Source organism: Salipiger mangrovisoli, assembly GCF_015223355.1.
Taxonomy (GTDB): Bacteria; Pseudomonadota; Alphaproteobacteria; order Rhodobacterales; family Rhodobacteraceae; genus Salipiger; species Salipiger mangrovisoli.
In genome coordinates, this window is record NZ_JADFFK010000025.1 from 1 (window position 1) to 20,249 (window position 20,249).

At 65.9% G+C, this 20,249-nt stretch carries 19 protein-coding genes and 2 pseudogenes; 4 read left to right on the forward strand and 17 right to left on the reverse strand.

The window, feature by feature from the left end:
* Positions 1-180 precede the first annotated feature (180 nt).
* The gene (locus tag IQ782_RS24460; protein ID WP_194137297.1) at positions 181-378 is read left to right on the forward strand and encodes a hypothetical protein; all 198 of its coding nucleotides are present in this window, start codon (positions 181-183) and stop codon (positions 376-378) included.
* A 664-nt stretch (positions 379-1,042) separates the two neighbouring features.
* Here the strand turns inward: IQ782_RS24460 and IQ782_RS24465 are convergent.
* Together IQ782_RS24465 and IQ782_RS24470 are read right to left on the reverse strand one after the other, a co-directional pair.
* A complete protein-coding gene (locus tag IQ782_RS24465; RefSeq protein WP_194137298.1) occupies positions 1,043-1,360 on the reverse strand; it encodes a hypothetical protein in 318 nt (105 codons plus the stop codon).
* 157 nt (positions 1,361-1,517) lie between these two features.
* Positions 1,518-1,832 (reverse strand): winged helix-turn-helix transcriptional regulator, encoded by a 315-nt coding sequence (locus IQ782_RS24470; RefSeq protein ID WP_240989551.1) that lies wholly within the window; start codon positions 1,830-1,832, stop codon positions 1,518-1,520.
* Between the two features lie 153 nt (positions 1,833-1,985).
* Between IQ782_RS24470 and IQ782_RS24475 the strand changes: the two genes are divergently transcribed.
* Both IQ782_RS24475 and IQ782_RS24480 read left to right on the forward strand, forming a co-directional pair.
* Positions 1,986-2,981 (forward strand): saccharopine dehydrogenase NADP-binding domain-containing protein, encoded by a 996-nt coding sequence (locus IQ782_RS24475; protein WP_194137300.1) that lies wholly within the window; start codon positions 1,986-1,988, stop codon positions 2,979-2,981.
* Between the two features lie 335 nt (positions 2,982-3,316).
* A pseudogene (locus tag IQ782_RS24480) lies at positions 3,317-3,633 on the forward strand (transposase); the annotation flags it as partial.
* A gap of 89 nt (positions 3,634-3,722) precedes the next feature.
* Here IQ782_RS24480 and IQ782_RS24485 read toward each other — a convergent pair.
* The 13 genes from IQ782_RS24485 to IQ782_RS24545 all read right to left on the reverse strand — a co-directional run bounded on the left by IQ782_RS24485 (position 3,723) and on the right by IQ782_RS24545 (position 16,077).
* Complete coding sequence (locus IQ782_RS24485; protein WP_194137301.1) at positions 3,723-4,988, reverse strand: MFS transporter; 1,266 nt, start codon at positions 4,986-4,988, stop codon at positions 3,723-3,725.
* A 587-nt stretch (positions 4,989-5,575) separates the two neighbouring features.
* A complete protein-coding gene (locus IQ782_RS24490) occupies positions 5,576-6,481 on the reverse strand; it encodes a LysR family transcriptional regulator (RefSeq protein ID WP_194137302.1) in 906 nt (301 codons plus the stop codon).
* Between the two features lie 105 nt (positions 6,482-6,586).
* Positions 6,587-7,348, reverse strand: coding sequence for a LamB/YcsF family protein (locus IQ782_RS24495; protein WP_194137303.1), 762 nt, complete (start codon positions 7,346-7,348; stop codon positions 6,587-6,589).
* Positions 7,349-7,353: 5 nt separating this feature from the next.
* Positions 7,354-7,746, reverse strand: a complete 393-nt coding sequence (locus tag IQ782_RS24500) for a hypothetical protein (RefSeq protein ID WP_194137304.1) — start codon at positions 7,744-7,746, stop codon at positions 7,354-7,356.
* Between the two features lie 5 nt (positions 7,747-7,751).
* On the reverse strand, positions 7,752-8,720 hold the full coding sequence (locus IQ782_RS24505) for a 5-oxoprolinase subunit C family protein (protein ID WP_194137305.1): 969 nt from the start codon (positions 8,718-8,720) through the stop codon (positions 7,752-7,754).
* Complete coding sequence (gene pxpB / locus IQ782_RS24510; protein ID WP_194137306.1) at positions 8,717-9,364, reverse strand: 5-oxoprolinase subunit PxpB; 648 nt, start codon at positions 9,362-9,364, stop codon at positions 8,717-8,719. The genes IQ782_RS24505 and pxpB overlap by 4 nt, the downstream gene beginning before the upstream one ends.
* Position 9,365: 1 nt before the next feature.
* On the reverse strand, positions 9,366-10,712 hold the full coding sequence (locus IQ782_RS24515; RefSeq protein ID WP_194137307.1) for an acetyl-CoA carboxylase biotin carboxylase subunit: 1,347 nt from the start codon (positions 10,710-10,712) through the stop codon (positions 9,366-9,368).
* Complete coding sequence (locus IQ782_RS24520) at positions 10,709-11,173, reverse strand: acetyl-CoA carboxylase biotin carboxyl carrier protein (RefSeq protein WP_194137308.1); 465 nt, start codon at positions 11,171-11,173, stop codon at positions 10,709-10,711. The genes IQ782_RS24515 and IQ782_RS24520 overlap by 4 nt, the downstream gene beginning before the upstream one ends.
* Position 11,174: 1 nt before the next feature.
* Positions 11,175-11,807, reverse strand: a complete 633-nt coding sequence (locus IQ782_RS24525) for an RraA family protein (RefSeq protein ID WP_194137309.1) — start codon at positions 11,805-11,807, stop codon at positions 11,175-11,177.
* Entirely contained in the window at positions 11,804-13,045 is a 1,242-nt protein-coding gene (locus IQ782_RS24530) for a pyridoxal phosphate-dependent aminotransferase (RefSeq protein WP_194137310.1), read from the reverse strand. Before IQ782_RS24530 ends, IQ782_RS24525 begins: the two co-directional genes overlap by 4 nt.
* Before the next feature lie 172 nt (positions 13,046-13,217).
* A complete protein-coding gene (locus IQ782_RS24535) occupies positions 13,218-14,525 on the reverse strand; it encodes a TRAP transporter large permease (protein WP_194137311.1) in 1,308 nt (435 codons plus the stop codon).
* 6 nt (positions 14,526-14,531) lie between these two features.
* The gene (locus IQ782_RS24540) at positions 14,532-15,044 is read right to left on the reverse strand and encodes a TRAP transporter small permease (RefSeq protein WP_194137312.1); all 513 of its coding nucleotides are present in this window, start codon (positions 15,042-15,044) and stop codon (positions 14,532-14,534) included.
* A 70-nt stretch (positions 15,045-15,114) separates the two neighbouring features.
* Positions 15,115-16,077 carry a TRAP transporter substrate-binding protein gene (locus IQ782_RS24545; protein ID WP_194137313.1) on the reverse strand — a complete coding sequence of 321 codons (963 nt, stop codon included), beginning with the start codon at positions 16,075-16,077 and terminating at the stop codon, positions 15,115-15,117.
* A gap of 609 nt (positions 16,078-16,686) precedes the next feature.
* On the opposite strand from IQ782_RS24545, the pseudogene IQ782_RS29985 reads away from it, so the two are divergent.
* Positions 16,687-16,997 (forward strand): annotated as a pseudogene (locus IQ782_RS29985) (integrase core domain-containing protein); the annotation flags it as partial.
* Positions 16,998-17,214: 217 nt separating this feature from the next.
* Here IQ782_RS29985 and IQ782_RS24555 read toward each other — a convergent pair.
* The gene (locus IQ782_RS24555) at positions 17,215-18,855 is read right to left on the reverse strand and encodes a Zn-dependent hydrolase (protein WP_194137315.1); all 1,641 of its coding nucleotides are present in this window, start codon (positions 18,853-18,855) and stop codon (positions 17,215-17,217) included.
* Positions 18,856-18,937: 82 nt separating this feature from the next.
* On the reverse strand, positions 18,938-20,245 hold the full coding sequence (locus tag IQ782_RS24560) for a TRAP transporter large permease (protein WP_420832690.1): 1,308 nt from the start codon (positions 20,243-20,245) through the stop codon (positions 18,938-18,940).
* Positions 20,246-20,249 lie beyond the last annotated feature (4 nt).

Consider the following 20,249-nt stretch of genomic DNA (forward strand, 5'->3'; position numbering starts at 1 on the left):
ACGCGCGCGCCTCGGCCGAGGTCGTGCTGATGGCAGAGGCGGTGATGGGCACAGCTTTCCAAGATATCCTTGGCCCGTCTCCGAACAGGTCGAAGAAAAGGGAGCCGGTCGCGCGCGCGGACTGAGCCGACGCGCCGCTGTCGGGCGGGCAAGGTCGCGGTATTCACCGGTGCGCTCGTCATGACGCGCGTCCAGGCTGTCGAGGCCGCGGCGCGCGTCGGCATCACCACGGCGCAGAGCGTATCGAAGAGTATCCATCCGCAGGTCGTTGGTGACCATGATCTCTCGGCGCTGGCGGCAGGGGAGAGCAAGAGCTCCAAGCACCTGAAGGCCGAGAAGCTCATTGCCGAGGGCCACGCCTTTGCAGATCATCGGTAAATCGGACTTCTTGGCGCTGATCGCCGCAAGCTGAAGCTATCCCCGAAACAGGTCTGCCTGCGCTACGTTTCGATTTGTCGGCAGCACAGGACGCGGCAGATGCGCCGCAGGTGTTGCCTGAGCCTTGTCGTCTGACGGCCAAGTGCAGATCGCCGACCCGCTGGTGGCCCCCCTCCATAGGGAGCCGATTGCCAGTCCCGGCCACGCAGGGACTGGCAGGGAGGGACAATTTGGCCAGCTTGCGAAGGTTCTGGGTGTTTATGGCGCAGCTAAGGTCGGCAGTTGATCGTGCCGCCGCGTGAAGGTCAGGGCCCTGATGGACCTCGATGGGTGTTCTGCCTCGAAGCGCCGGAGGCGGGCGCTCGATGTCCACCGTGTTCGAGAGCCGCCAGGACAGCATCCGGCGGGCCCGATCCATGATCGCCACGCGGCGGTGGAAGCTGCGCCGGATGGGAATGTACTGCCCGGCAGGGCATTGCGCTGCGATCCCCCGCGAGGCCGACGGCTGCCGTGGAACGGCGTCTCGAAGACCTACGCGTCCCCTCTCGGGACCATGCGTCGCATGACCCTGCCAGACCTTGGATCAGCTTGATCAGCGCGCCTTGCTGGGTGATCGACGGCACCCTGTGCGCTGGCGCGATCATCCCTCGCCTCCGGCACATGCTCACCGTCCGGGTGCCGGTGGGCTTGAACCGATGGCGCCTTCATTGGCGCGCCTTAGGTCAAAAAAACCGCCATGCCACCGGCCGATCCTGGCGCGCAGCGTCTCGATCTCGCCCTCCTTCCCGGCTGCCTGCGCCTCGACCCTGCCGGAGAAGAATCCGTTCATGCCATCGGGAGCCTGCTGCTTCCGGGGGTCGATCTGAGCCTGACGCACGCCGTGCTTTGTCACCCGCTCGGCGACCGTCTGCTCGCCAAAGATGGCCCCAAGCGTTGCCTTTGCCTTGAGCTCGGCGCTGGAATTCCTTCGTTTGCCGCCCATGCCGTTCTTCCGCGTCACCGTGGGCGGCAAGCTTGGCGGAGTGTTCGAATCTCGGGGAGCACTTCACGGCCCTATGGGGCTCGCGGAAGGGATGGATGGCACGGAGCCTGATCACGGCGGTGATTGGCAACAGCGACGCGTTGAGGTGATCGGGACTTCAGCTTTTCGGGCAATCCTCGACCACGGTGACGACCGCATCTTCATGAGCAACGCCGTTGGCCCATTCATAGAGCTCTGCGAGGATACCACGCAGGGCCTCTCCCCGCGCTGTCAGGCTGTAGGTGACTTCGCGCGGATAGGTATGCGTCTCCGTCCGCCGGACGAGATCGCGGCCTGTCATCCCGGTGATCCGTTCAGTCAGAACCTTGGGTGAGATCCGTGGCAGGCGAAGCTGAAGCTCCGAGAAACGTTTCGGCCCATCCGAGAGATGCCATATCAGCAGGGCGTTCCAGCGGTGACCCAGAAAGCCCAACCAGTCCTCCGCCACGCATTCGTCGGGGCGACAGGCGGTCGTCGGTGACGCTGTGGGTCGGGGCATCGTGCTTCCCATTTGGTTAGTCCAGAGTCGCTGTGTTCTAGGCGCTTGAGGATTCTCCAGAAGGTCCGACTGCGCAAGGAACATGACATGAAACGGATACTCATTGTTGGCGGCTATGGCCATGTGGGACAAAAGATCGCGCGCCGTCTCGTGGCGCTCGGCCAGACAGTGACACTCGCAGGGCGTGACGGTGCAAAGGCGGCGGCGGCTGCGGCACGGCTGGGCTGCGAGGGGGCGACGCTCGACCTCAATCGCCCCGAAAGCTGGTCAACGCCGCTCTCGGCAACCGAGGTGGTGATCTGCTGCATGGACACGCCGACGGCCGAGTTCGCGCGGGCCGTGTTGGCACGTGGTGCGCGCTATATCGACATTTCCGCGACCGACGCGGTGCTGCGTCGGATCGAAGCCCTGGATGGGCTGGCGCAGGAGAGGGACACGCTTGCGGTAGTGTCGGTCGGACTAGCGCCGGGTTTGAGCAATCTTCTGGTGCGGGAGGCGCGCGCACGGCATCCGGCGGCGACCCGGTTCCGCATCGGCGTTTTGCTGGGGCTGGGGGACAGCCATGGTCCGGCAGCCATTGACTGGACCCTGCGCAGTCTCGCTCCGCTTTCACGCACGGATTTCGAGCCGGTGAGGTTTGGTTCGGATCGCTGGGCCCTGCCGTCGATACCCTTCGACTTTGCCGATCAACACAGCTTGATACGCAGAGGCTACCCGAAGGTGGAGACCCGCCTGGCACTGGCGTCACCGTTGATCTTCCCGCGAAGCTTGCAGCTTCTGGCGTGGATGGCTGGCCGCTCGACCTGGCGTAAGGCACTGCAAAGAAGCATGCCTTTCCTGAGGCTCGGGAATGACCGGGCGGCATTGGTCGTAGAGGCCTACGAAGGGACCGGTGCGCGTCCCGCAATTCGCCTGTCAATAGAGGGCCGCAGGGAGGCGGAGATCACGGCGCAGGTCGCCGCGGAAGTCGCAATGCGGACAGCAGAAATGCCGGCGAAGGGCGTGAGGCATATCGATGAGCTGATGCGCCTGGCAGATATTCAAGACGCATTGTCCGCCCAAGGTATCGTATCCGATCCCTGAAGGGACAGGGGTATCACGATTCACGTTGATAACTTCGGCGCGCATCTGCCTAGGGTGGCGTCCCAAGGCGTGGTGTGGCTTTCGGTGGCCATCGGGTTTCTCGGTAGGATCGGGTTGCTGCGGCAACCTGAACCGAGGGATGCCCCCGATGCCCGAACCCATGATGGACCTGCGTGCGCCGGTGGAGAGTGCGGGGCAGGCGCGCCATCGGTCCGAACGCCGCCCCGAACGCCGGTGCCGACCTGCGTCGCGAGATGATCGGCTTTGCTGCCGAGCGGCTGATGGAGCTGGAGGTCGGCACCAAGACCGGTGCTGACTATGGCGCGAAGAGCAGCGAGCGCAATGCGCTCGCCCATGCCGGCAATCGCCGTCGCCGGGTGGTCTTGGCCTTCATCGCCGCGGCCTTCGCCCAGCCCGACCATGTGGCGGCGAAGGCCGTTGGCGTCTCGTGGCGGATCAGATGCGCGGCAAGCTCCCGAAGCTGGCCACGCTCACGGACACCGCAGAGAAGGACGTCCTGGCCTATATGACCTTCCTGGCCCGGCATCGCACCAAGCTGCACGGCACCAATCCGATCGCGCGGCCGAACGGCGAGATCAAGCGATGCGCGGACATCGTCGGCATCTTTCCGAACGAGGCATCGATCCAGCGCCGAGCGGACCTTGTGGATTTGCCGATATCGGTGTGCCGGGTCTATGCGCGCCCGGCACTGCTATTTCCGCAGGCGGCGCTTGCGGAAGCTCATGAGGGCCCGTCTTCCTCCCGCTCGCTTTCCGCATGTTCTACCGCCCAGGTCGTGGCCGCCTCGATGGCGACAAGGGATGTGGTGGGCAGCACGTTCAAGTAGCTGTCGGTGTCTTTCACCTGGATCGGTGGCCGCTGGGTCATCCGGTAGAGGGAGTAGAGGGCGATCCCAGCGAATGTCACCGCCAAGACGAGCCAGAAACCTTGCGGTCCGAGGAACTGCATTGCCCATCCGGCGAGCAGCGGCCCGGCGATCGCTCCGATACCGAAGACGAAGACGAGCGCCCCGGAGGCCGCGGGCATATCATCGGCCGACAGGTCGTCATTGGCATAGGCCAGGAACAGGGAATAGAGCGGTGTGGTCACCCCGCCCGCAAGGAAGGCCGCGATCAGCAAGAAATCCGAGCGCCCTTCCGTCACCAGGCCGAAGGCGCAGGCGGCTGCGCCCAGGGCGGCTGCGGCGAAGATCAACTTTCGCCGGTCCATGAAGTCGGACAGCCAACCGATCGGATATTGCAGGAACAGCGCCCCGGCAAAGAGCGTGGCGACGAAGAGCGCGACCTGCGATGTGGTGAGCCCGATCTGGGTTCCGAAGACCGCCCCCATGCCCGACTGGGTCGCGTAGATGCTGCCCAGCAGGAAGGTTCCGACGGTGCTTAGCGGCGCGTGCCCGAAAAGTTCCCTGAGAGACATGGCGCGCGTGACGTTGACCGGGGGAGTGGGCGACACCGAAAGCAGGATGGGACCGAAGGAGAGCGAGACCAGGATCGAGGCGACGATGAACAGCGACGAGGTGCCTGCATCGCCCAGGGTCAGAAGCCATTGCGCGCCGATCACGCCCAGAGTCTGGGCGATCATGTAGGCCGAGAGCACCTTGCCACGGGTGTCGTTGGTGGCGGCGTGATTCAGCCAGCTTTCTGCCGACACATAGACCCCGGACATGCAGAAGCCGATGATCAGGCGCAGCAGGGTCCAGGCCCAGGTCTCGGTCGCAAGCGGCAGAGCGATAAGGCCGGCCGACATGAAACTGCCCAATGCGGCGAAGACGCGTACGTGCCCGACGCGGCGGATCAGCACCGGGGTGACCCGGGCCCCGGAGAGAAAGCCGATGTAGTATCCCGAGGTGATCACCGCGAGCGCGCCTGTCGAAAAGCCTTCGAGATCACCACGCAGGCCGATCAGGGTGAACTGCATGCCGTTTCCGAGCATGATCAGCAGGGTGCCGAGAAGCAGCGCCCAGACGCTGCCGAGAACGGAAATCATGAAACGTCTCACTTGATGCGCGGTGGTTGCGTTCCGACCCTTGCACCAGAATGCGCTCTTGGGGAGGCGCTGACGCGTCATCGGTGGAACGCTTTGCGACATCCATGGAAATTGCCCACAATTTGCGTTTGCGTCGGACAAAGTTTCCGGGACGAGACCCCGCCGCTCCTGCATTGGTATTCGACCCGGACCCTGCTCCGGGGCAGGCCGCCGACGTGTGATCAGCGTGCCGCAAACGATGAACGATCGTCGAAACCCCGAGATGACGCTTAATTTTCGCTACCCTGAAAAATCTGGGCCAAGGCCCAATATTTCGATAGCGTCTCCTTCGCGGCCAAGGGGTTTCGGCCACATCATTCGACCCCGCCGACGGGAACTCTTGCTCGGTCGGTCCGACTGCCTTCGATCTTGGACTCAGTGCCCTCATGCATAATTGCGGCGCTAGCGCTGGCTGCCCGAAAAGCCACAAATCCGCGGACGGTCGATCCCAGCCAGGAACGGCTCGAAATGGCGGCTCTCTGCACGCAGATCGACTGCCGAGGGGCGATGAGGGGCTGGCTCAGCCGGGTGACGCCGATGGGGCGCGATCACATCTTCGGGGAAAAGAAGCTGCTGTAGTAGCAGTTCTTCTTTGCGAGGTCTGCGATGTGTTTGCGGAACTCCGAGGTTCGATCACTCTTGTAGAGGACAGAATATTTCACATGCGGAAGCCTGCCCTCGGTGGGAAGGCGCCTGAGGTGGCCAGCATCTATCAGCGGCTGTGTCACCGGAACCGGCAGATAGCTAATTCCGAGCCCTGACACGGTGAAGCCGATCTGCGCGACGAGGCTTTCGCATTGCATAGTTCTGTTTGAATGAAAATTTTGCTCTTCGAGCCAACGGTTGTAGATAATCCCGGTGCCGGACCGGTTCCCTTGAACGAGCAGGGTAAAATCCGCCATTTGCTCCTGCCTCAGAGGGATGTCCCCCGGATAGAGGCTGGGGGCAACCATCCAGGCATTCTCGACCGGGGCGATCGGCAAGCGTACGCAGCGACTGTCATCGAAGACGTCCGGCACGATGATCAGGTCGATGGAATCCTCGATCAACCGCTCGAACAGCGTGGCGCTCAGCTCGACCTCCGGCTCGATACTGACCCGCGGGAATTCCGAGCGGATGACACTGACCAGCTTGGGCAGCCAGGTCATCGCGGTGAGCTCGGTGACGCCAAGGCGAAGGCGTCGGAACATCACCTCGTTCGAACTGGCGCGTTCGATCATCTGGTCGCGATCACTCAGCAGCTTCTTGGCGAAGGAGAGGATCTCATTGCCCTTGTCGGTCAGGCGGGCAGTGCGCCTCGAGCGGTCGAAGATCTCGATCTGGAACTGGGCCTCCAGCTCCTGCACCCGTTTCGACACCGCCGACTGGGTGGTGCAGAGCTTGTCGGCGGCGGCGGCGAAGCTGCCGAGATTGGCGATCCAGTAGATGGCCTCGAGTTGCTTGAAGGTGATCATGCCGCGCCTCTCCGGGTGGGGCTGCCGAGGAATACATTCTCATAGCGCATGAGATACCGTATGCCCACATGAGTTTAAGAGACCAGTCGGAGAGGCGCGGCGCGCCTAGGCTGCGTAGGGGGCCATACCGCAGCCGCTGTCGGCAATGCCCGCGCGGATCGCATGGGCCAGATCCAGCGCGCGCGGCGTGTCGCTGTGCACGAGCACCGAGTCGACCTCCATGGGAACCGTTTTCCCGGTGGTGAGGCGCAGCTTGCCGGTCGCCAGTGTCTCGGCGACGCGTTCGCGGACCGCCTCGGGATCGTGGATCAACGCGCCGTCGATACCGCGCGGTGCCAGCCGGCCCGGCGCGCTGTAGCCCCGGTCCGCGAGGAAGGAGCGGACGACCGGCAGCCCGAGCGCCTCGGCGGCGCGGGTTGCCTCGGTGTCGGGCAGGCCGATGAAGGTCAGCGCCGGGTCCACGGCCTTGACCGCCCGCAGGAGGGTTTTCGCGACTTCCGCGTCGGCGAAGGAGAGGTTTCCCAGTGCGCCATGGAAGTTGAAGTGGGTCAGCGTCCTGCCGCGCAGGCGCGCCACGCCCTGCAGGGCACCGAGCTGTGTGACGGTCATCAGTTCGAGCTCGCGGTGCGTCATCGGCATCGGACGCCGCCCGAACCCCGCGCGGTCGGGGAACCCGATATGGGCGCCGATGCGCACGGAATTTTCCGCCGCGAGGTCGATGGTCTCGCACATGACCTCCGGGTCTCCGGCATGTCCGCCGCAGGCGATGTTTGCCGAGGTGATGAGGGGCATCAGCTCGGCGTCGGGGGCAATGCGGTAGGGGCCGAAACCTTCGCCAAGGTCCGAGTTCACGTCGATCTGTCGCATGTGTCTCAGGCTCCGGTCGTGATCTTGAACGCGGGGCTGCCCCACCCAAGGAGGCTGTCGGTCTCGGCAAGCTGCTCGGTGACCGTGCCGTCGCAGGGCGCGGTCAGGGTGTTGCGAACCGGGCCGGCGTTCAGGAAGGCAAGAATGTCGCCCTTGGACACAGGCTGCGGCAGCCCGGTGATCTGCGGCTGGAACAGCCCCGGCGTGTCCGCCGTGACGAAAACCGCCGCTTCGGCGGGGGGCTCTGCGGGCAGGGTCTCGGCAGTGGCGCAGGCAGCGTCGGCGAAGCGAAGCTCGATCCGGTCATCCGGCGGGCCGAAGGTCAGCGCGGTGACGCCGAAGCGCCGGGACACGGCCAGAATGTCCTCGAGGGTGCGGAGGTCGGATGTCATTTCCATGCGGCCTATCCCTTTCGTTGATGTGAGGTTGCGCGGCGGATTGCCGAGACGAGGTCATCTTCTCTACGGCGGGCGGCGCGTGCCTCCGCGGCGGAGATCTCGCGGAAGCGCAGCGTGCTGCCCAGCGTCGCCTGCGCCAGCAGCGGCAGGTCCGCGTCGATGACGACCCCCAGCTTCGGATAGCCCCCGACGGTGTTGGCGTCCAGCATCTGGATGACCGGCCGTCCCGAGGGCGGGAGCTGGATCGTTCCGGGCAGGATGCCGTGCGACAGCAGCTCGCGGCGGATCGTCGGCACCAGCTCCGGCCCGTCGAGGCGATAGCCGATCCGGTTGCTCGCCGGCTCGATCGTCCAGCCGGTCGCACAGAACAGGGCGCGGGCCTCTTCGTCGTAGTCGGCCCACTCCATGGCGGGCACGAAGCGGACCTCGGTCTCGCCCGAGCCGTCGGCCCAGAGATCGGGCCAGGCGCGGGGACTGAGCCCGTAGTCCAGCGCCCGCGTGCCCCTGGCCTCCGCCCCGGTGGTCAGGGTGTCCCCGGCCTTCAGCGCGCGGCCGTCGTGGCCGCCGAAACCGCCCTTGGCATCGGTGGCGCGCGACCCGAGTACCTCGGGCACGTCGAGGCCCCCCGAGACGGCGATGTAACCGCGCATTCCGGTGCGGCTGTGACCCATCCGCAGGACCTGTCCGGGCAAGAGGGTCCTCGCCCACCAGCGGGGCAGGGGGCGGCCGTCGAGCGTCGCACCGGTATCTGCCCCAGCAAGCGCGATGGTGACGGGCTCCAGCGTCTCGAAGGAGAAACCACCGAGCGTGATCTCGAGGCCGGCCGCTTCCTCGGCATTGCCGAGCAATGCGTTGGCCACCCTCAGGGCACGGCGATCCATGGCACCGGAGCGCCCGACACCGATGTTCGCAAGGCCGCTCCGCCCAAGGTCCTGAACCGTCGCTCCGAGGCCGGGAGTGAGAATGCGGATCATGCGGAGACCTCCTCGACGCTGAAACGCAACCGGTCGCCGGGCTGCAGCAGCGCGGGCTCGTCGCGGGCATGGTCGAAGAGGCTGACCCGCGTCGCGCCGATGATGTGCCAGCCCGAGGGCGAGGTGCGGGCGATCACGCCCGCCTGTTCACCGCCGATCACCACGCTGCCTTCCTCGACGCGTTGCCGCGGCGAGGATCTGCGCGGCGTCGCGAGCCGTGGGTCGAGCCCGCCCAGATAGGGAAATCCGGGCTGCGAGCCGAGGGCGAAGACGGTGTAGGTGGGGGCGCTGTGCAGGGCAACGACTTCGTCGATGCGAAGATCATGGGAGGCGGCGAGGTCCGCGAGGTCCTCGCCGCCGTAGTGCACGGGGATCTCGAGGAGCCGGCCCTGTCCCCCGGCGGGCCGCGTCTCGTTCCAGAGATCCTGAAGGCGCGCCGCGGTTTCCGCCACCTCGGCCTGCGGATCGAAACGCAGAAGCAGCGAATGCACGCCAAGCACGGTTTCGGCCACGCCGGGAAGATCGCGGCAGCTGCGGTCCAGCGCCCAGTACAGGCGCTGGACGTCGAGCGACATCGGCCCGGCGCTCTGGATCAGCAGGGCGCTCTCGCCCATCTCGGAGACATGCGCTGCGGGGGTCGTCATGTCAGGCATCCGGGGCATCGAGGTGTTCGATGAAGTGGATCGTCTGCGGGCCTTCCCGGAATGCGGGATGGCGCAACAGGCGGCGGTGCAGGGGCGCATTGCTCTGGATACCGTCGATGCGCAGCGCCGCGAGGGCATCCATCATCCGGTCGATCGCCTCTGTCCGGTCGCGGCCCGAGGTGACGAGCTTGGCCACCATGCCGTCGTAATAGGGCGGCACCTCGGCTCCGGGCTCGAGATGGGTTTCGACGCGGATGCCGTTTCCGGCCGGAGGAATGAAGTCGCGGACCCGGCCCGGCGTCGGTGCGAAGGTCTCGGGATCCTCGGCGTTGATCCGGCACTCCACGGCGTGCCCGTGCAAGGCGATGTCTTCCTGGCGGAGGGTCAGCGTTTCCCCCGCCGCGATGCGCAGCTGCCATTGCACGATGTCGATCCCGGTGATCGCCTCGGTCACGCAATGCTCGACCTGCAGGCGGGTGTTCATCTCGATGAAGAACATCTCGCCATCCTGGTAAAGGAATTCGAAAGTTCCGGCTCCGGCATAGCCGAGATCGCGGCAGGCGCGCAGGCAGGCTTCGGCGGTGGCGTCGATCAGGGCGCGGGAGACGCCCATGGCCGGAGCTTCCTCGATGACCTTCTGGTGGCGGCGCTGCATCGAGCAGTCGCGTTCCCCCAGGTGCACGGCGTTGCCATGGGTGTCCGCGAGGATCTGGATCTCGACGTGGCGCGGCCGGTCGAGGAAGCGCTCCATGAACAGCGTGCCGTCGCCGAAGGCGCTGCGGGCTTCGGCGCGCGTCGTCTTCAGCGCTGCCGCAAGATCGTCCGGCTGGCGCACCACGCGCATGCCGCGCCCACCGCCGCCGTGAGCGGCCTTGACCATGACCGGATAGCCGATCCCCGCCGCCACCCTGCGGCAGGCGTCGAGATCGTCCGGCAGCGGATCGTTGGTGCCGGGCACGCAGGGCACACCCGCCGCGGTCATCACGTTGCGGGCGGCGATCTTGTCGCCCATCTTCGCGATGCACTCCGCGTGCGGACCGACGAAGAGCAGCCCGGAATCCACGCTGAGCGCCGCGAACTCGGGGTTCTCCGACAGCAGGCCGTAGCCGGGATGGACCGCGTCGCAGTCGCTTGCCAGGGCGGCGGCGATGATCCGCGGCATGTTCAGGTAGCTGTCCGCGGTGGCGGCCGGACCGACGCAGACCGCGAGGTCGGCGGCGCGCACGAAGGAGGCCCCGGCATCGGCGGTGCTGTGGATCTGCACGGTCTCGATCCCGAGCGCGCGCGCGGCGCGCTGGATGCGCAGGGCGATCTCGCCACGGTTGGCGATGAGAAGGCGCTTGATCATGCTTCGGCCTCCCGGATCAGGAACAGCGGTTGCCCGGCGGCCACCATGTCTCCGGCGGCGACGAGCACCTCCGCGATCATGCCGCCGCGCTCGCTGTCAATGTTGGTCATCATCTTCATCGCCTCGATCACCGCGACCGTGGTCCCTGCGCTGATCTTTTCGCCGGCGGCGACGAGGGCGGGCTCGCCCGGCGCCGCGGTCAGATGCACGATCCCGGCCACCGGGGCGACGATGGCGTGGGTCGCGGTGTCTGGTGTCGCCTGCACGGCGGCGGGCGGCTCGGCATCTTCGGTCCGAAGAGGCGCGCCCGCCGGGGTCGAGACGACCGGACCCGGCGCGAAGCTTACGTCGAGGCTCCAGTCGCCGCGATGGATCCGGAGGGCATCGAGCCGGTAGGCCCTGCCGAGGCGAAGCAGGTCCTCGTATTCGGACAGGGTCAGGGGAACATTCCGGTACGCCATCTTACTTCGCGTAGGCTCCGGTATAGGTTCCCGCCTCGATCGAGGCGAGGATGTCGGCCTCCTTGCGGGCCTGGGCCTGCGTCGCGGCCAGTGTCGCGGGGGCTTCGTCGGGCCGGATCGCGACGATCCCGTCGGCGTCGCCGAGGACGATGTCGCCGGGGTGGACCAGCATCCCGCCGACCGTCACCGGCACGTTGATCGCGCCCGGCCCGTTCTTGTAGGGGCCGAGGTGAATGACGCTGCGCGCGAAGACCGGGAAGTCGCCGCCGGCGATCTCGTCGATGTCGCGGATCGCACCGTCGAGCACGAAACCGGCCGCACCGCGCTTGCGCGCGATGGCCACCATGATGCCGCCGATCAGCGCGCGATCCTCGTAGCCCGCACCGTCGACGACGATGACGTCACCCGGCTGCACCAGATCGAGGGCGCGGTGGATGTAGGCGTTGTCGCCCGGCGCTGTCTTGACCGTCAGCGCGCGGCCGACCATCGGCGCGGCCCCGTGGAACGGCCGCAGGCCGATCGCGCCGCGCAGGCGGTCAAGATTGTCGCTGACGTTGGCGACGGCGCATTTGCCGAATTCCGCGATCAGCTCTAGGTCGGCCGGCTCCGCGGCGGCGAAGGATGTCGGGGTCATGCCTGATCTGCCTTTTCGAGTGTCTGGGGCCCGGGTGTCAGCTGCGCCACCGCCGCGGCGATGGCCGCGACGCCAGCGCGGATGTTTTCGTTGGACGCGGCGAAGGACAGCCGCAGGAAGCCCGGCGTGCCGTAGGAGGTGCCGTCCATGACCGCGACCGAGGCCTCGTCGAGCAGGTAGTCGACGAGGTCGATGTCCGTGGCGATGCGGCGTCCGGCCGGGGTCACCGTGCCGAGCAGGGCGCGAACGTCGGGGAAGACGTAGAAGGCGGCATCAGGCAGCGCGCAGGTGATCCCCGGCGCGGCGTTCAGCCCGTCGACGATCAGCTTGCGCCGCTCGCTGTAGGCGGCCAGCATCTCGTCCACCGCGGGATGCTCGGTCTCCAGCGCGACGGTTGCCGCGGTCTGGGCAAAGGCGCAGGGGCAGCTGGTCGACTGGCTCAGCAGCTTCGTCACCGCCTTGATCACCTCGACCGGACCGGCGGCATAGCCGACGCGCCAGCCGGTCATGGCATAGGCCTTCGACATGCCGTTGACGACGACACAGCGGTCCTTCAGCGCGGGGGCGATGGAGGTCGGCGTGATGGTGCGGTTGCCCTCGTAGAAGATCTTCTCGTAGATCTCGTCGGTCAGCACGGCGACCTGCGGATGCCGCTCCAGCACTTCCGCCAGCGCCAGCCATTCGTCCTTCGTGTAGACGGCGCCGGTCGGGTTCGACGGCGAGTTGACGATCAGCCAGCGGGTGCGCACGGTGATCGCCGCTTCCAGGATCTCGGGGGTCAGCTTGAAGTTCACCTCCGGCCCGCAGGTGGCGATCACCGGCACGCCGCCGTTCAGCGAAACGATGTCCGGGTAGCTCACCCAGTAGGGCGTGGGAACGATCACCTCGTCACCCTCGGACAGGGTCGCGGCGAGCACCTCGAAGATGAGCTGCTTCGCACCGTTGCCGATCACGATCTCCGAAGGACTGTAGGTCACGCCGTTCTCGACCTCGAGCTTGCGCGACACGGCCTGGCGCAGCGCGAGCTTGCCCTGTGCCGCGGTGTAATGCGTATCACCGGAGCGCATCGCCTTTTCCGCCGCGGCGATGATGTGCTCGGGCGTGTCGAAATCGGGTTCTCCGAGGCAGAAGTCGAGAATGGTCCGCCCGGCCGCCTCGAGCTCAAGCACGCGCTGCTTGGCCGCCATGCTGGGCGAGGGGCGCAACTGCTGCACCTTGGCGGAAATGGGGATCGGCATTGAGGAACCTCTTTGGTTTCAGTCGGTCGGGGGCTCTCCGAGGCAGTCGGAGGAGCGACGTTCAGGGGTCGCCGGGTGCAAGGGTCCGGCGGGCTTCGACCCGTGCCTTGGGCAAGGCTGGCCACTCCCGTGCCCGAGGGCACGGGGGAGCCGGGACGGCGTGGAGGGTGGATCAGCCGCCGGTCACAAGATCGGGAACGACCGAGACGATGCCGGGGAAGATCGCGAGCACCAGCACGAAGACGAGCATGATGGTGAAGAAGGGCAGGGCGGCGCGGACGATCTCTCCGAGCGGCTTGCGGGTCAGCCCCTGCAGCACGAAGAGGTTCATTCCCACGGGCGGCGAGATCTGCGCGAGTTCCACCATCAGGATCAGGAAGATCCCGAACCACAGGCTGTCGTAGCCGGCGGCGGTGACCAGCGGCAGGACGATCGGGATGGTCATCACGATGATCGACATGCCCTCGAGGAAGCTGCCGAGGACGATGTAGATGACGATCAGCAGGACGATCAGCATCAGCGGCGACAGGTCGAGCCCGTTGACGAAGTCGGACACCGCGCGCGGCATGCCGAGGAAGCCCATGGCCATCGACAGGAAGGAGGCCGAGGCGATGATGAGACCGAGCATCGAGACGGTGCGGGAAGTGCCGATCGCCGCGTCGCGCAGTGCCCGCAGCGACAGCGATCCCTCGAAGGCCATGATCACGACGGTGGCGAAGACCGCGAAGGCGGCGGCTTCGGTCGGGCTTGCCAGACCGCCGTACATCGACCCCAGCACGGCGAGGATCAGCACGAGGAAAGGCAGGAGACGGGGCAGGCCGCCGAAGCGCTGCTTCCACAGCGCCTTGCGGTCGATACTGTCGGAGCAGCCGACGATACCGGGGGTCAGTTTCGCCCGCAGAATGACGTAGCCGACGAAGCTGAGCGCGAGCAGGAGGCCGGGCAGTATGCCCGCGGCAAAGAGCTTCAGCACAGAGGTCTGGGACAGCACGCCGTAGACGATCATGATGATCGACGGCGGGATCAGGAAGCCCAGCGTCCCGGCCCCGGCGAGCGTGCCGATGACGAGGCGCTCATCGTAGCCGCGCTTCTGCAGCTCGGGAATGGTGATGCGCCCGATGGAGGTGGTGGTCGCGGCAGAAGAGCCCGAGATCAGCGCGAAGAGGGCGCAGCCGAAGATATTGGTATGCAGCAGCCCTCCCGGCAGGTCACGCAGCCAGGGCTCCAGCGCGCTGAACACGCCGTTGATGAACTTCGTGCGGAACAGCAGCTCCGCCATCAGGATGAACAGCGGCAGGGCCAGCAGCTCGGGCGAGGAGAGGCCGTTCCACACGGATTGAGCCAGCAGCTTCTCGACCGGCATGTTGCGGAAGATTTCGAGGCTGAGGATGCCGATGCCGGACAGGCCCAGCCCGACCCAGACGCCCGAGCCCAGGACGGCGAGAAGAATGACGAAGGGGACAAGAACAGATGCGGTCATTTCGGGTCAATCCATGATCGGGGCGGGGTCGTCCTCGCCGGTCGTGTCGAGCTCGAGCTCCTTGCCGAGAAGCAGGGCGAGCAGCCGCAGCGCGATCTGCAGCGTCAGCACCCCGCAGCCGAAGACCACGAAGGCGGCCGGGATCATGAGCGGCGTGTCGGTGGTGGTGCCGGTGGTCCGGCCCGACCAGAGGTAGCCGAGCGCAAGCTGCGTCATGGCGCTGGTGAGGAAGAGGGCGATCGCGAGGCCGATGAGGCCGCTGATCCATTCGAAGGCCCGCGGGATGAAGCCGCGCAGCAGCGTCACCCGGATGTGGCCGCCGGTACGCAACGTCCACCCGGCGCCGAGAAAGACCGCCGAGATATGGATGAAGACGGAGTATTCCCACACGAAATGCAGGCTGATCCCGGCGAACTTGCGCAGGAAGATCTCTGCGACGATCAAGACGACGATGCAGCATATCGCCAGGCCCGACAGCAGTGAAAGAGCGTAGGACAGGCGGTCAACGGTCTTGATCATGATGGGTTTCTCTCGGTTGTCGGAACGTCGCGGGCCGGGATGGCCCGCGACAGGGTCGTCTCAGCAGGGGTCAGCGGGCCTTGAAGCCGTCGACGACGGCCGTGGCCTCGCCGCCCAGTTCCTCGAGCACCGCTGCGCGCAGCGGTGCTGCCAGGTCTGCCAGCTCGGCGCGCAGCTCGTCCGAGATCGGCGCGAGCGTCATGCCGTTCTCGGCAAGGACGTCCATGTTGCGGGCATCCTCGTCTTGGGCAGCCTGCCAGAATTCGGGCTGGAGCTTGTCGGCAATCTCGGTGATGGCGGTCTGGTCGGCTTCGTCCAGCGCGTTCCAGTTGTCGAGGTTGACCGTCACCGCGTTCAGGTTCCATGTCTGCCGGGTCGGGTAGCCGTACTCGAGGAATTCCCAGAACGAGCCGTCGACCGCGGAGGGCGAGGAGGTCGCAACCGAGTCGATGGCGCCCGCCGCCAGCGAGGGGATCACCTCGCCCCAGGGCAGCTGTACCGGGGTCATGCCGGCAGAGGCGAAGACGTCGGTCGAGGAGCGGTCATAGGAGCGGATCTTGATCCCCGCGAGCGAGGCCAGATCGGTGACCTCGGTCTTGGTCCAGATCTGCTGCTGCGGCCAAGGCATCGTGTAGAGCAATTTCTGGTTGTTGGCTTCCATGATCGCTTCGAGCTTTTCGCGGAAGAAGTCCTCGAATTCCGCGAGTTCCTCGAAGGAGGAGATGAAGTAGGGAAGCGAGGTCAGGCCAAGCAGCGGCTCGTCTCCGACCTGCTGGTTCAGCAGCATGTCACCGATCGGCACGAGACCGTCGCGGACCGCACCCAACATCTCCGGGCCCTTGAACCCCAGGGCACCGCCGGGATGCAATGTGATCTCGACCCGTCCCTCGGTCGCATCCTTCACGTCGCCGGCGAAGGTTCCGGCGGCCACCGAGATGTAGTTCTCGGCCGGCCATGCAAGCGGCAGATCCCAGTTTTCGGCTGCCGCGGGGCCGGCTGCCAGCGTCGCGAGCATGATAGTACGGTACAGCATGTTTTTTTCCCTGAAGTTTGTGTTTGTCTTTGCGATCGGGTGTGAAGGAAAAACTAAGGCGGGTCGTTCTTCAAAAAAAGAGAATATATTTTTCTTAACCACATTCCTAAAATCGATGTTTTGGCCGTTCGACGATCGCGACAGGCGCGCGGATCGACGAAGGAGTTCAGTGTTTGCCTGGGCTTGAACGACCACTCGCGTGTCTCTGAGCCGCCGCGCAGCCCTTCCACGTCCGGCTCCGCAACGAGGGGTGGTCCTGCTTTCGATGACAGCTTCTTGGGTTGTCCGTGATGGCTGAATATGTCGACGTGGATGGCCCTGAACCCGTCTTGGTACATCTTCTGCATCACAATTAGTCATTATTAGCCAGTATCTTAGAGACGGTTCTTCGCCAAATCCCGTTGCCTCCCGCCATCGCAGGACGGACTGGTTCGCATTCAATGCGATGCGGGTCCGTGGCTGGGCTCCGCGTGCTTGGGCCCCGAGGCGCCGTCGTCGTCGATTGAACCGACAATCGAAAAGTGACCTCGAACGTGCTGGGGCCGAACTCATGGGCGTCTCACGCTGAACAGTGGCTTTTGGTCTTCGCCATCGGCAGGCCGTTGCTTTGGCATCTTTGCCTCTGACGACGGCATCGAACTGACCAGCAACGCGATGTTCACCTTCGTTGCCACCCAGCGGATCGAGTGGCACCACATCGCGCCAGGCGAGTCGATGCAGGACGGCATCGTAGAAAGCTTCAACGGTCGGATGCGGGACGAGCGGCTCAACGGGACCATGTTCCGCAACCTGACAACGCGCGGACCCTGACCACCACAATCGCCCGCCCCGCTGCGCCAAATGAAGGCCCCGCACGTCGCGCGATCGCCCGCCCTGCGCCGATCTTCGCAAATGCAAACCGGGCTCTGGTCGCGGCCGGATCAAAGATCAGTGGCAGGTCAGCCTGTGCACGCGACAGACAGGCCCTGGCCATGCAGCACCTCGACCTGCCGAAGCTTGGTGACACCGTCTTCTGCATTCTGTCGCTTTCCGGCCAATCCGCAGCCCTCCTGTTCGCCGAGATCCGACCGGACTTGCGCATCATGGCTGGACCACCTCGAGGGCGCTGGCTCGCCAAGAGTGCTGCGCGTCGGTGGCTCAGCTCTCGGCGAGTTCCAGCGCGCAGCAGCGTTGGGCCGCCGCGCCAAGCGCTGCAAGCGCCTCTGCGTCCGAGCCCATCGACAGCGCCGTTTCGAGCTCCGCGACAAGGGCGCGCAGGGCATTTTCCGCGTTGGCGCCCTCGCTGTATGTCAACGGCATGCACTCAAAACACTCGACAAATGACTCGGCGCGACTTGCAATGAGATGCAGCGCAACCGCTCTTTTCGGTTGTTCGGCCGCCGCCCGGCGGGCGGCCTTGGCCAGCGCCGCATGCGCGTGGATGCTCTTGCCGTGGGCTTCGAACGTCCTGATCAGTTCATCGAACATGTTAGCCTCATTGTCTGAATTTGTGGTCATTGCGACCTGGGCGGGCCGCGCGAAGTGGGCTTTGAGAATATCTACACCGACCATCAGGTCCGCGATTGTCATCGCTTCGGCAGGGTTGTGGCTGCCATTGCGGTTGCGCACGAAGATCATTCCGGTCGGCACCCCGGCGGCGGCGAAGACCGCCGCATCGTGGCCAGCGCCCGAGGCGACGACGATGCTCTGGCCCACGACGTCGCCCATCGCCTGTTCGAGCCCGCAGACGACGCCGGGATCAAGCTCGGCGGGCTCGTTCCTGACCACCGAGCCGGTTTCGAACCGGACATCCCGCGCTTTGGATATCCGGTCCATGCGCGATGTCACCTCGGTCTGGAGCTCCGCGAGCAATGCGCGGGAGCCGGAGCGGATGTCGAGCGAGAACGAGACCCGCTCCGGGATACGCGCGATCGCATGCTGGTCCGGGTCGGTGCCCACCACGCCAGAGGTCATCACCAGGTCATCGCCGCGCGCGAGCCGCGCCAGACAGTAGCCCTCGAGTCCGCTGATGAACTCGGCGTAGGCGAGCACAGGATCATGCCGGTCCTTTTGCGGCACCGTACCGGAATGCCCGGCCTGGCCGATGCACTGCACCTGGCGGAACCGGAAATTGCCGCGGATGGCGGAAACCACGGCCGCGGGCAGATCGTTGTTCACCAGCTGCGGACCCTGTTCGATGTGCAACTCGACAAAGGAAAGCACCTTGGCCATGTCGCCAAGCGGTGTCCCGGCCGCAACAGCGGCGGCATCGACGTCCAGAGCGTCGAGATGGCTGCGCAGCGGGCGGCCGTCGCCTTTGTGCGGAGCGTCGAGGTCGGCATCGGTCAACTGCCCGGTGAGCATCTTGGAGCCGAGGTAGCAGGTGCCGAACCAGGCACTTTCCTCGGCCCGCAGGGCGATGCATTTGAGCGGGCGGTCGAGCGTGCTTTCGCCGCGCTGCGCTGAGAGCAGCACCAGAAGCCCGGCGATGACACCGGCCAGCCCGTCGTAGTTGCCCCCCCGCGGAACCGAGTCCACATGGCTGCCGGTCAGATCCCATGCCTCGGCGTCGGCATGTTCGGGCAGGCAAAACAGCAGGTTGCGCCCTGCATCTTCCTCGACGACCAGGCCCTGGGCACGCGCTTCCCGCGCGAGGTGATCCAGCACCTGGCTCTCGATCTCGGAAAACGCCGGGCGCGAGACGCCCGCACCATCGGGCGCAAGGGCACGGATCTCGTCGAAGAGGCGGGCGGCGAACATGCCGAGCGGTTCGGTGGTCGGAGCGACTGGACCGGTCATGGTGTACCTCGCAGGAAGCAAGCAAAGGGGTAGGGCGACCGGCCGCCGGGCCGGTTGCTGCGCGGTTTTCGAGCGCTTGGGATCAACCGTAGAGAAGATCCGGCAGCCAGGTCGCGAGGACCGGCGCGGCGATGAGCAGGCCGACGAGGGCGAGCATGCACAGCACGAAAGGCAGGGCGCCGAGCACCACGTCGCGCACGTCCGATCCGGGTCTGCGGATACCCTGCACGACAAAGAGGTTCATGCCGACCGGGGGTGTCACCAGCGAGAGCTCGCACATGATGACCACGAAGATCCCGAACCACACCGGATCGATGCCCTGCTGCAGCACGATCGGCGTCACGATCGGCAAGGTCGTGATAAGCATCGAGAGCGTCTCCATGAAGCAGCCCAGCACCAGATAGAGGCCGATGAGCAGAACCAAGGTCATCAGCGGGCCTGTGCTGACCGTGTCGACCCAGTGCGCGACCGCCTGCGGGATGCCGATGAGACCGAGCACGAAGTTCACGAAGAAGGCGGCTACGATGAGCAGGGTCACCATGCCGGTGACCTTGATCGTCGAGCGGAAGGCCTCGGCGAGCATTGCCGGGGTGAGGCGACCTCGCAGAGCCGCGAGCGCGGTGGCGGCGACCGTGCCGAGTGCGGCGGCCTCGGTGGCGGTGGCAAAACCCGAGTAGAGACTGCCCATGACGACCAGGAATATGAACAGGATCGGCAGGAGATCGACCAGCAGAGCGAGCCTTACGCGCATCGGGGCAGGCGCCAGCGGGCGACCGGCCGACCGGCGGTCAAAGCGGGTCCAGATCACGATGACGGTGGCGAAGAGCAGCGTCATCAGCACGCCGGGAATGATGCCCGCTGCGAACAGCCGTCCCACCGAGGTGCTGGTGACCGCACCGTAGATCATCAGGTTGATGCTGGGCGGGATCAGGATGCCGAGGGTACCGCCGGCGGCGATGGACCCGAGAGCGAGCCGCTCGTTGTAGCCACGTTCGATCATGTTCGGCATGGCGACGCTGCCGATGGTGGCGGCGGTCGCGACGCTCGAACCGGAGGTGGCGGCGAAGATTGCGCTGGCGAAGATGTTGCTGTGCAGCAGGCCGCCGGGAATGCCCTGGACCCAGGCCGAGAGCGCCGTATAGAGCCGGTCGGTGACGCCCGAGCGCAGCAGTAGCTCGCCCATCAGGACGAACATCGGCAAGGCGACGAGCAGGTAGTCGTTGGAGGTGGCCCAGGCAAGGCCGCCGATGTTCATCACCACGGCGGGACCGAAGGTCAGCAGCGCACCGGCCACGCCGATCATCGCCATCACCGCCGCGACGTGCAGGCCGAGCAATGAAAGGCCGACCAGCAGGGCGATGTAGAGTGCTGCGAGCGTCGTCGTGTCCATCATG